Annotated in this window: 9 protein-coding genes and 1 tRNA gene; 8 read left to right on the top strand and 2 right to left on the bottom strand. The window is 39.8% G+C overall.

Annotated elements, in window-relative coordinates:
- Positions 1–169: 169 nt before the first annotated feature.
- Positions 170–1,249, top strand: a complete 1,080-nt coding sequence (gene lptF, locus G327_RS0109745) for an LPS export ABC transporter permease LptF (protein WP_033298106.1) — start codon at positions 170–172, stop codon at positions 1,247–1,249.
- 27 nt (positions 1,250–1,276) lie between these two features.
- Positions 1,277–2,341: an LPS export ABC transporter permease LptG gene (gene lptG, locus G327_RS0109740; protein ID WP_019614582.1), complete on the top strand. Its 1,065-nt coding sequence runs from the start codon at positions 1,277–1,279 to the stop codon at positions 2,339–2,341.
- Between the two features lie 72 nt (positions 2,342–2,413).
- Here lptG and G327_RS0109735 read toward each other — a convergent pair whose 3' ends face one another.
- Positions 2,414–2,968, bottom strand: coding sequence for an RDD family protein (locus tag G327_RS0109735; protein ID WP_019614581.1), 555 nt, complete (start codon positions 2,966–2,968; stop codon positions 2,414–2,416).
- A 246-nt stretch (positions 2,969–3,214) separates the two neighbouring features.
- On the opposite strand from G327_RS0109735, the gene G327_RS0109730 reads away from it, so the two are divergent.
- The 3 genes from G327_RS0109730 to G327_RS0109715 all read left to right on the top strand — a co-directional run bounded on the left by G327_RS0109730 (position 3,215) and on the right by G327_RS0109715 (position 6,000).
- Positions 3,215–3,299, top strand: a tRNA-Leu gene (locus G327_RS0109730).
- 881 nt (positions 3,300–4,180) lie between these two features.
- Complete coding sequence (locus tag G327_RS0109720) at positions 4,181–4,930, top strand: substrate-binding periplasmic protein (RefSeq protein ID WP_019614580.1); 750 nt, start codon at positions 4,181–4,183, stop codon at positions 4,928–4,930.
- A gap of 440 nt (positions 4,931–5,370) precedes the next feature.
- Positions 5,371–6,000, top strand: a complete 630-nt coding sequence (locus tag G327_RS0109715) for a pseudouridine synthase (RefSeq protein WP_019614579.1) — start codon at positions 5,371–5,373, stop codon at positions 5,998–6,000.
- 577 nt (positions 6,001–6,577) lie between these two features.
- Here the strand turns inward: G327_RS0109715 and G327_RS26015 are convergent.
- The gene (locus G327_RS26015) at positions 6,578–7,666 is read right to left on the bottom strand and encodes a trypsin-like peptidase domain-containing protein (protein ID WP_019614578.1); all 1,089 of its coding nucleotides are present in this window, start codon (positions 7,664–7,666) and stop codon (positions 6,578–6,580) included.
- Between the two features lie 450 nt (positions 7,667–8,116).
- Between G327_RS26015 and G327_RS0109705 the strand changes: the two genes are divergently transcribed.
- The 3 genes from G327_RS0109705 (at position 8,117) to G327_RS0109695 (ending at position 11,719) form a co-directional block, all read left to right on the top strand.
- Positions 8,117–10,444 (top strand): methyl-accepting chemotaxis protein, encoded by a 2,328-nt coding sequence (locus tag G327_RS0109705; protein WP_019614577.1) that lies wholly within the window; start codon positions 8,117–8,119, stop codon positions 10,442–10,444.
- A gap of 236 nt (positions 10,445–10,680) precedes the next feature.
- A complete protein-coding gene (locus G327_RS24365; RefSeq protein WP_019614576.1) occupies positions 10,681–11,067 on the top strand; it encodes a hypothetical protein in 387 nt (128 codons plus the stop codon).
- Between the two features lie 259 nt (positions 11,068–11,326).
- Positions 11,327–11,719, top strand: a complete 393-nt coding sequence (locus tag G327_RS0109695; RefSeq protein ID WP_019614575.1) for a hypothetical protein — start codon at positions 11,327–11,329, stop codon at positions 11,717–11,719.
- The last annotated feature ends 313 nt before the right edge of the window (positions 11,720–12,032 follow it).

Here is a 12,032-nt window from a genome sequence, read left to right as displayed (position 1 = left end):
TTATATTACGATTAACTGTGCTATTTTTCTGAAAATGCAGTTATTATAGAGGTATGTGGATCTTGATAACTCTTCTAAATATACAAAAATAGCAATTTTACCGTATTTACTTGCTTAATCCACTATTTTACCATCTTTCATAGAATCTTATTTTACACTGGAGAACAGGGTGATACTTCTTCGTTATCTAATGCTGGAAACATTTAAAAGCCAGATTGGAATTCTGTTTGTTCTACTTCTTATTTTTGTCAGCCAAAAATTCATTTCCATACTTGCTCAGGCCATTAAAGGGGTTATTCCGCCGGATCTGGTTATGACCATTCTGTATTTAAATCTGCCGACATTGGGTACATTAATGCTGCCGATCAGCTTCTTTCTGGCGGTTCTTTTTGCTCACGGGCGCCTGCACAGCGAAAGTGAAATGGTGGCGATGACTTCATGCGGATACAGTCCGAATAAAGTGCTTAAAGCAACGCTGCTGTTATCATTTTTAACCTTTTCTTTTGCTTCTTTTAACAGCTTGTATCTAGCGCCTGCTGCTGAAGATAAGATGGTGAGTGTTATTGAAAACGCAGAATCAGATGCTGGTACCGCGATGCTGATAGAGGGACGTTTCCATAAAACCTCTAATAACGGCGGGGTGGTTTATATTGAAAGATATAAAAACGGTAATGAATTAGAAAAAGTTTTTGCAGCCCACTGGCCTAAAGAGGCGGGTAAGTCGCCTTCAGTATTATCTTCATTAACTGGTAAGGTGGAAGATAAAAGCGACGGCGTGTGGTTAACACTTGAGGATGGACAACGCTACGCGGGTATTGTTGGTCAGAATGAGTTTGATAATACCGGTTTTGACTCTTACGAAGTGCATATTGCTAACCGTGAAGTAAAGAACAGGGCACGCGGGGCAGAGGCACTGCCGACTCAGCAGCTGATTGGTGTCGCAGATCTTAGCTATCAGGCTGAGCTGCAGTGGCGTATCGCTATTCCTCTGTCAATATTACTGTTGACGTTTATGGCTGTACCGCTTGCTAAAGTAAATCCGCGTCAGGGGCGTTACTCTAAGCTATTACCTGCGCTAGCCTTGTATTTAACCTTTTTCTTATTATTAAGCACATCAAAAAGTCTTATTGAAGAAGGTGTTATACCCGCCTTAAGTATGTGGGGGGTGCAGATTTTATTCTTTATAGTCGGTCTTATTCTGCATCTACAGAGTTTAGGTAAGTTCACTAAAGTTAGTCAATCCAAGTAACTTGGTTATAAAAACGGAATTAGTATCATGGGTATTTTAGATCGTTACATTGGTAAAACTATTTTTGCAGCCACTTTTTTAAGTTTGTTTGTATTAATCGGCTTAAGCAGCATCATTAAATTTGTTGAGCAGATGCGAAACGTGGGGCAGGGCACTTATGATGCACTGGCTGCTGCATATTTTGTGGTTCTGAAAATGCCGGTTGAAATTGCAGTGTTTTTTCCTATGGCCGCCTTAATCGGAGCATTAATCGGGTTAGGCAGTCTGGCAAGCAGCAGTGAACTGGTGGTGATGCAGGCTGCCGGCATGTCTAAACTGCGTATTGCCGGTGCAGTGCTTAAAACCGCGATCCCTATGGTGTTGATGGTGATGGTACTGGGAGAGTTCGTTGCGCCGCAGACGGATAAAGAAGCTTATTCGATGCGTGATCAGGCGCGCAGCGGGCAGGAAAAGGTGAGCAATAAATACGGTGTATGGGTAAAAGATGCTAAGTCTTTTATCAGTATCGGGCGTATGAACAGCCAGTCAGAGCTGTTTAATGTTCAATTGTATTTTTTTGATGATGAAATGAAACTTGATAATGCGGTTGTTGCACAAAAAGGAGTTTATCAGCAGGGCTCATGGTTATTAGAGCAGATCAGCCGTACTCGTTTTTTAAGTGATAAAACGGAGATAGAGCAGCTCCCTGAGTTTGTCTGGCAAACGGATCTTACCCCGAAAAAATTAGAGGTGATATTAAGTGAGCCCGATAAAATGTCGATGCGCGATATCTATAATTACATCCAGTATCTTGAAACTAATGAACAGGATGCAAAAAGTTACTGGCTGGTGCTCTGGCGTAAAGCGGTACTGCCCTTTACTGTTATTGTAATGATGCTTCTATCCGTCTCATTTATATTCGGGGGATTACGTTCGGTAAGTATGGGAACCCGTCTGATTTTTGGTATCGCCAGTGGTTTTGCTTTCCACGTATCTGGTGAGTTATTCGGGCCGTTTAGTCTGGTATTTAACCTGCCTCCGTTAATTGGAGCACTGCTGCCGAGTATTCTGGTCCTAACGATTGCCATGTATTTACTGAAACGGCAAAGTTAAGATCCAGCAGATAATAAAATGCCGCCTGAACTTTCTACAAGTTGAGGCGGCATTTTTATTTATCAGCAGGGATTATTTTTTATCCTGATCCATAAAGGCCATGCCTTTGAATCCTTTCCAGTTACTTAATTCTTGTGTTAATACAACCACTTCGCATTCTGCCCATAAATCCTGAAATGCATTACGATTTTCGAAAAAAGCCATAATATTACCTAAGCCAAATGCTGAAGTTGCCAGGCGAATTAGTGCCTGAGTAAAGCTGATGTTACTGCCGTCACTATTTTGTACTCGCAGGCGCCATGCTTTCATGCCGATGGTCTGCCCGCCTTTACTCCAGAAGTAACCGTAAAAACCCACGATAACCAGCGCTAAGTAAGCAGCAAAGACGCCGCTGTGGCTTAAGTATTCTGCAGTATCTTTATAAGCATCAAGGTTAATCAAACCCACTTTATTAGCGATAATAGTGGCTACAATTGCAAACACAACCGCCAGCATCAGTAACGCAGCCAGTGCAAACAGGTCATAAGTATAGGCGCCTAAACGCTTAAAAAAATTAGCACGGGGACAGCTTTGATATTGTTCCTGCAAGGTTGGTTTAGTTACCTTTTTCTGATTACGTTTGGCCATAATAATTCCTTAAAGAGTGAAAACTCAGTGTAACAAATGCAAAATCACTTGGCAGTCATTTTATATTAAGATGCTTGTACGAAGTCGAGAATAGTGTGAGGTGTTTAACAGTGAACGGGTGTTTTTTGTCGGCTTTTTAAGCAGTTACCAAATTAGTGTAGGAAATCTCTTGTTTGAAATAAATGCCTAGGTATAATCATTTTGTCTTATCAGCAGTCTGTTTTAAATCACTGCAAATTACTCGATGCCCGAGTGGTGGAATTGGTAGACACGACGGATTCAAAATCCGTTTTCTTCGGAAGTGACGGTTCAAGTCCGTCCTCGGGCACCATACTTTAAATCCTTGCTTATGCAGGGATTTTTTGTATCCACTGCTTAGTAAATTCCTTTTTTATAATTGCCTCCTGTCCATATCCGGTTCTTCACGTGCAGATTCTGTGCGCAACAAGATCCCAAGCAGTACAACAAATTATTCAAATACCGTTTGTCGCATCATTCCTTTAGCCATAACCGGTTCATATTGGATAGCTTCAACTTTTAGCGAATGGAAGAATTGTTGTGGTTGCATTCGGCTAATACTGATTAGTCGCCAATTTAATATGAAAATTCCTTTAGAAAAGTGTCTGTTGGGGTTGACCTGAACAACTCTCCAGGGATAAAGTCTCCGCCACAGTTATTATACCAATCCGCATAAATATCTGCTCAGTCTTACTGGATAAAATTAACGATAGCTTCGTTGTTTTCAATCCCAATAGCCAACTTATGCTCAATCAAATGCCTTACTATCATTAATTTTTCCTTCGTAAATTCAGACCATTTAATTATGCGGAATGGTATTAGATATAAAGCCGCTTTGGGATCTTTGTATCGTTATTTCTCCAATGAATTTGATATAGGTTACAATCCGGTAAAAGGGATCCTGCATGGTGAATTTAAGCTTGGGGTGTACAATAATATTCTATACGCGAAGTTATATGGTTCATGGAATGAAGAAACTGCTTTCGTTTTTCTAAAGAATTAAAAGTACGAATAGAGAAAAGCATTCCATAGCGACGGGCACATATTATTTTTCTGGATGACTGGGAGTTAGATGCTTCTGAAATATAATATTCTTAATTAAATAATCATTCCATAGATGTAATATGAGTGCTTCAATTAAGATAAATTTCTTAAATATCGTGAGTTATTTTTTAGGAGATAATGAGGTAACAAATGATCAAACATCATACGTACAGGCTTACTGCTGTCATTTTTATGGTTCTCTCATTTTTTACGCATATAAGCTCAGCAGAGACTTTTCGGGTAATGCTCCACACTGGGGCTTTTCCTCCATATTTTTTTAAAGAAGGAGACTCAAGGACGGGAACCATTCGTGATATTTTTACTGCAATTACCCAAGAAACAGGAGACTCAGTTGAATATATACGAGCCCCCTTTAAACGATCTCTTCGTCTGTTTGAAACCGGGAAAATTGATATTGAGCCAATGACGAATCCCGTTTGGCGGAAATCTTCATCGGTACCGGGGAGTTATAGTGTTCCATTTTCTGTGTCTGAAGAGGTTATATTATTTCGCCAAGAACAGTATATTGCAGTTCATTCTCCAGAGGATTTGTTAGGGAAAACAATAGGTGTGATTAAGGGATATTATTACCCCATATATGAACCTTATTTTGCAGACGGGCGTATCAAGGCTAATCGGCTTAGCAGTGAAAATAAGCTTATTCAGTTATTACTTGCCGAGCGTTTAGATCAAGCGTTTATCAATAAAGATTTTGTCCAGTATCAAATAAAAACACAAAACTATACAGAACAACTGGTTGTCGGAGAATCGACTAGTGTGGTCGAGCAGATGATTCGCTTTCACCCGGCAAAGAAGAGTGCACTTCCTCGATTCAATAAAGCGATTAAAAAACTTTTAAAAGATGGCTCCATTGAGAGCATTTATGCTCGTTATCGCTAGTCTTAAATATGAGGGATGTTTTTTTACGTTTATTTGAAAGTAAAACTTGGATAAAAATTACGGAAGCGTTTTATCTGCATTTTGAAGACTACCTAAGAATGGTCTTTTTAATACCTGTCTGGAACTGTGGTTAGCATGAGTAGAAATATTTTTGACCGCTGCATTAGAGAATGAGTGATGCAAGCCAGATAAATTACGGGATGACATGAGAGTAAATACTTTAACATCATTTTGTGCCGCATTGAGGTTTATAAGCGAAAATTACTTAATCACAAGATTCCCAGCTAAGCTGGCGGGCAGTAAATAAACTGGCAAACGACCGCAAATCAAGCAGTCGAATTCTGTGTCACTGCACTTAGCAGGTTAGCAGACTCAGTGCATCTAGCCCAGACTAACCGTATAATGCGGTTAGTCATATTTTACGATTAAGGTCATGTTTAATGCCAACCACTAACCAAACCTGTTTAACAGAACTCGTTGAGCCAAGGCAAACTCACCAGCACTTCAAAATATTTAAGCCATATGGTTTTTTAAGTCAGTTTTTACCTGAAACACGAAAGAAGAAACATCTACTAGGTGAGCTATTTAATTTCCCCGATAAAACCATGGCGATTGGGCGGTTAGATCATGATTCCGAAGGGTTATTGTTACTCACTACAGACGGTATGATGAGCTACAAAGTCAGAAGTAAAGGTATAGAAAAAGAGTACTACGTGCAAGTTGATGGATTGATCACTGCGGCCGCAATGTCACTGCTGCAAAATGGTGTTGAGATTGGTCTTAATGGCACGAATTATCTAACCCAGCCTTGTAAAGTAGTCAAGCTAGACTGTGAGCCTCAACTCCCCACTCGTGGCCGTAAAATCCGCGATCCGAGACATGGCCCTACTAGCTGGATATCTATCACTCTCTGTGAAGGGAAAAACCGTCAGATAAGAAAAATGACGGCTGCTGTGGGCTTTGCTACATTAAGACTGGTAAGAGTTCGAATTGGTGACATCCATATCGATAGCATGATTGCCGGTGACGTTGTCACGCTAACAAATTTTGACGCTACACTTAATCACTAACGCTTCAAGCATTAAACCCGTACCAATCTTTGGTCGTGTAACACCCTCAATGAGAGTAGTGCCTTTGCAAAAAATGCCGGGCTCACGCCGAGACCAGAATTAACGAAAAAATTAATTAAACCCCATAAGAGATATGCTGATGTATATCAGGGGACTCTGATAGTGAACATTTTAGCTGTCGCCATATTTCTTTTCTATCGAAAACGAGTAATGCTATGAACCAGTGGAAACGTTATTTCTAATATACTTCTGACCTTAAAAGGAGCGTACTAAATTCAGCCTGATTTTTATCGTTGAGGTATTAATGGGGGGGGCGTAAACCTGCCTAAATCGTATTAAAATCAAAATAACCAAAGCCAACTGAAACAATGTATTAAGTATACAACACTAGCGGTATAACCAGCGGCATTGGGATTCAAAATCGCTTTTCTTCGGAAGTGACGGTTCAAGTCCGCCCTCGGGCGCTATGCATTAATAACTTGATTTTGCAGTTTTTTGTATGTGCAGTTTGATAAATTTATCTGTTTAATAGCCTCTTTCCCGGGTTATCTTGTAGGTGATACATTAGCTTTTTACTTTAATTCACCTCATCAGCAAATTCACTCTCGACAATTGATACCGGAATAGCATAACCAAATACTTCAGATCCGAGCGTACTACCTGCGCGATAAACTGCAGTATTAATACCGACCACATCGCCTTTGGGCGTAATTAACGGGCCTCCGCTGTTTCCTGGGAGTATCTGGGTATCAGTGACAATATTTCCACTTTCCCGGCCCATGATTATTCCTTTACTGACATAGTCTTTAAAACCCAGCGGGCTGCCGATTGCATAAACGTCCATCCCTTGAGTGTAGCTATCCGAATTTTTAAGAAACGGGGTCTTGTAGTTTCCGGTTAACTGAAGCAGCGCTAAATCAAATTCAGGGCTTAGCTTGATCAGCTTAGCCTGCAGCTCGGTATTGTCTTTGAGAATAACTTTAAAGGTACTGGCTGCTCTCGACTGTCTGATATTACTTTTCTGCTTCGATAATGCTTTTTTGGCTTTGGTATAGTCATCAGTAATTTTATTCTGTTCTTTTTCCTGATCATGGTAACGTTTTAAATAATAATTGTATGTTTCGTGCATATCAGCTTTATCTGTTTTATGTGCCCCGGCAATGCGTTCTTTGTAATCATCCAGCTTTTTTTTGTAGTTTTGCATTTCTAATTTTTTTTGTTTTAAGTATTTCCCGGCTTCTTCTATTCTCTGCTCATCGGATTTTATATTTTTCTGTTCTAACTTCCAGTATTTTGTCGCAGTAATACGTACAACATGTTTGTTAGTAATAATATGACCCTGCTCGCTGATGAAAAATCCAGAGCCTGATCCTGTCAGCGTTTCTATTTTCACAACGGAAAGGGTTGCTTTTTCGATATCATTATTCGGCTTAATTAAATCGCTTAAATGAACCAGTAGATCTTGAGCTGTTTTTTTTCTGCTCGACACAGCAGTTGTTTCTGCCTGGTCAACGTCAAGCTGTTCAGCATTTTTATCTTTGCCGGGAGGCACGTCTGTAAAATGCCATTTACCTTGTCCATCTTGATAGCGGTATATTTCAGCATGGCTGCTTACTGTGTATAAAGAAATCAATATTAATAAGGCTGATACAATACGCTGGGGCATTTTAACTCTTCTCAAATTCATTCCGGCTCAATAAAAACATATTAACTTTCCTCGGTTTTTAACCAATATGGAACATTATCAACCAATATATGCTAATAAGACAAACAAATAATAATCCAGCTGTTTCCTGCTTCTGTAAAATCACATTCATTGATGAATCAAGTACCTTAAAAACAATCATGCCTGCCGGATAAAGTTAATATAAAAATTCACTGTTACGGCGAACAGCTGCTCATGTCTGAATTTATACAAAAACTTGACTTTTGATTTACATAACTAAAAGTGTTTGATTTTAAAGCTTAATTATTAAATCTTAAAGAAGAGTTAAAGAGTAGTTGTGGGTAAGGAGCAATTATTTTACGTATTACTCTAGGTGTTTTTAACAATTCACTAACAATGTCTCAGCATTATCCTACATTTACAGATACGTACAATTGAAGGATAATGCTCATGAAACTTAAACAAAAGGTGATCATTGGTGCCGGCACATTGGCGGCAGTTCCGGTGATTATTGCCTGTGTTACGATTGGTATTACTGCATCGAATAATAGTGAAGATGCTTTAAAAGAGGCTGCGCAGGAACAGCTTGTTGCTGTTCGGGATCTGACTAAAGGGCGTATCGAAGATTATTTCAGTACCATTCGCAAACAGGTACAAACACTGTCCAATAATGGGATGACTATTGATGCGATGCAGTCATTCAAAGAAGGCTTTGTTAATTATAAATATGAAGTCCCTGTGGATCTGTCTGACTTTAAAAAACAGTTATCGGCTTATTATCAGAACGACTTTTCGAACGAATATAAAAAACGTAATAATAATCAACGCCCGGATGTCTCTTCCTGGCTGGCAAAACTAGATGATGATTCGCTTGTCCTGCAGTATAAAATGATAAAAGCGAATCCGAGTCAGCTAGGAGAAAAAAACAATCTTAACGATATGGGAGATAACTCTTCCTATAATCAGGCTCATAAAAAATATCACCCTGTTTTTAATTATTTTCTGCAGAAATTCGGTTATTACGATGTATTTCTGGTTGATTCCGATTCCGGGGATATTATTTATTCTGTATTTAAAGAGCTTGATTATACGACCTCTTTGAAAAACGGCAGCTATGCGGATAGTGCGATTGGTGAAGTATTCCGCAAAGCTAATCAGGCGACGTCCAGTGATTTTGTTGCGATTGCTGATTTTGCATCTTACCCGCCTTCTTATCAGGATCCTGCTTCTTTTATCGCCTCTCCAATATTTAATGACGGTGTCAAAAGCGGTGTATTAATCTTTCAGATGCCCATTGATAATATCAATAATATTATGACTCATCATCAAAAGTGGGCTGAAAGTGGTTTAGGAGAATCAGGTGAAACCTATCTGGTTGCGCAGGATAAAACATTACGCTCAATGAGCCGTTTTTTAATTGAAGATAAAGCGGGATATGTTAAGGCATTATCTGAATCCGGTGTAGCACAGAGCACGCTTGATGCTATTTCAACTAAGGGGACTAGTATCGGATTACAGCCTGCCGCTACTCCCGGAGTGACTAAGGCACTGTCTGGAAATTCCGGTTTTGATATTTACCCCGACTACCGGAATGTGCCGGTACTTTCAAGTTATGCGCCGGTTCAAATTGAAGGGCTGAACTGGATTATTATGAGTGAAATTGATGAGGCGGAAGCATTTGCCCCGGCTTATGTGCTTACTAAAAGCATATTTATGTTGTCAGTCACCATTACAGTGCTGCTGGTCGCCGTAGGCCTGGGTATTGGCATTGCTTTTGCAGTTGCTACTACCAAACCGATTATTAAACTTAGTCAGATGATTAATGAGATTGAGAAAAACTCGGATCTGACCAAAAGAATTGACATTAAATCGAATGATGAAATTGGTATGGCTGCCGAATCATTGAATCTTATGATGGAAAAGTTTCACACCGGTATTCTACAGGTCTCTCGTGCCTCTCTTGATATTGCCAGTGCATCGGAACAAACTTCGGCGGTAACCAGTCAAACCGGGCAGATTATTTTTGAGCAGAAGAACCAGACCGAGCAGGTTGCCACCGCGATTAATGAGATGAATGCTACTGTGCAGGAAGTCAGCGTAAATATAACCAAGACAGCTGAAGCCGCTGGTGAAGCAAATGATGAAACGGTAGCCGGCAGCCAGATGGTGAATCAAACGGTTGCGGATATTCAGGAGCTTTCTGATTTTATTGAAAATGCAGCCGGTGTGATTCACCAGCTTGAAAAAGACAGTGAAAATATAAGTACGGTAATGGATGTTATTAGAGGTGTTGCAGAGCAGACCAATCTGTTAGCGCTGAATGCGGCCATAGAAGCGGCCCGTGCGGGAGAGCAGGGACGGGGGTTTGCAGTTGTCGCCGATGAAGTGCGCACACTGGCCGGGCGCACCCAGCAGTCTACTGAAGAAATTCAGCAGGTGATTGAGAAGCTCCAGTCTGGTTCGCTTAAAGCGGTTGAAGCAATGGATGTCAGCAGTACTAAAGCACTTGCGGTTGTTGATCAGGCTAATCAGGCCGGCAACTCATTAACAGTGATTGCCAGTGCCGTAGCGCGTATTAATGATATGAGTACGCAGATAGCTAGTGCAGCGGAAGAGCAGAATGCTGTTAATGAAGATATTAATCGTAGTATTGTCAGTATTAATGATATGGCGGAGCAGACATCAGAGGGGGCTGTGCAGACAACGGCTGCCAGTGAAAAACTTGCTGAACTGGCTGGTGATCTGAAACTGCTTGTGGATCAGTTTAAAGTTGACTAAAAATTATATTGTAACTTTTATACTCATCCATGCTTACTAAATTACCTGATCTGTAGTCGCGTTATACTGCTGCCTATGACATTATCTTTTGATTTTACCTCTATCACTCTTAATTATTGAGCATAATTAAGAGTACTATCTGTTACGTAACTCCTATTGATTGATCTGCCATAGATGTCGGGTTGATTCCTGCATGGTAAACTGTCTTTCTGATTGGAAAAGGAATTCGGATTGAGATGAAGGATCATGGCGTTTTTAAGTTAGCTCTAGAAAATAACATTTTAATTGTGGAAGGTCGCGGACCATGGAATAAAGAAGCGCTGAAAATTTCTTTTGATAATGCGAAGATGATGCTTAATAAAAAAGAGAAATGGGGGATCATTGCTGTTATGTATGGCGAACCTGTGTATACACCTGATGCTGCTGAGATGCTTATTGAGCGGATAAAATATGAAAAAACACACGGTCGTACAGCCACCGCGTTTATTTTAACTAACTCCATTTCGCCAGAACTGGGTAAGCGCCATCTTTCTGACCTATGTTCTAAAGCTGATGAAACCTTTCAGTTTTTTAATCGTGTTATAGACGCCGAAATATGGATGAAATCTCTGCTTTCAGAGTGACTGTATAATAATCAGCGGTATCTATCCTCTTAACATTTCACTTTTTAATTTGTAAGTTCAATAAATGCTCGCTGCTGCTTCAGAAGTGAATATGATGTAGAGATGCTTTGGTTTGAGAAGTTACTTATCCTTTTCATTATTTACTTATAATAAAAGTGACATATGTTACATAACTCCCATTGACTGAGCAGCTATAGGTGCCGGGCAGTTTTCTGCATGGTAAGCTTTATCCCTGTTTGTAAAAAGGAATTAGAGTGACATGAAGGATCATGGCGTTTTTAACTTAGCTTTAGAAAATAATATCTTAATTGTGGAAGGGCGTGGTCCATGGAATGAAGAGGCCCTGAAAATTTCATTTGCTAATGCAAAGATGATGCTGCAGCTTAAGAAAAGGGGAAAGTGGGGGATCATTGCGATTATGTATGGTGAACCTGTGCATACGCCTGATGCCGCTGAGCTGCTTATTGAGCAGATTAAATATGAAAAAACACACGGTCGTACGGCCACTGCTTTTATTTTAACAGAATCCAACTCACCAGAGCTGGGTAAGCGCCACCTTGCAGATCTATGTGTTAAAGCGGATGAAACTTTTCAGTTTTTTAATAATGTAACGGATGCCGAAACATGGATGATACCTTTACTTTCAGACTGATTTTTCAGGCCGTATTTTTACTGTCAATAATTTTTGTGTCTATAAATTTGTATTCCTTGTAACCTGTTATTATTCCGTACACTCTCTACCCTGTTCAATACCATAAATTACCTTATTTAAAACCACAACCGCAGTGAACGTTTAGTCTTTTTACCTGTCTCTTAACCCTAGTCTTAAGAACACTAATGTCAGTAATAAATATTTGACAATTGTATTTTTTAAGATCGTTATAATCGCCTGCTGCAGACCTTACATTACTTTACACTGCTTTACTTAGTGTTGAAGAAATAAGAGGCAAAGTTTGAATATAATA

Source organism: Psychromonas ossibalaenae ATCC BAA-1528 (assembly GCF_000381745.1).
GTDB lineage: Bacteria > Pseudomonadota > Gammaproteobacteria > Enterobacterales > Psychromonadaceae > Psychromonas > Psychromonas ossibalaenae.
The sequence above is the reverse complement of the archived record's forward strand: the minus strand, read 5'-3'. Positions and strand labels throughout refer to the sequence as shown.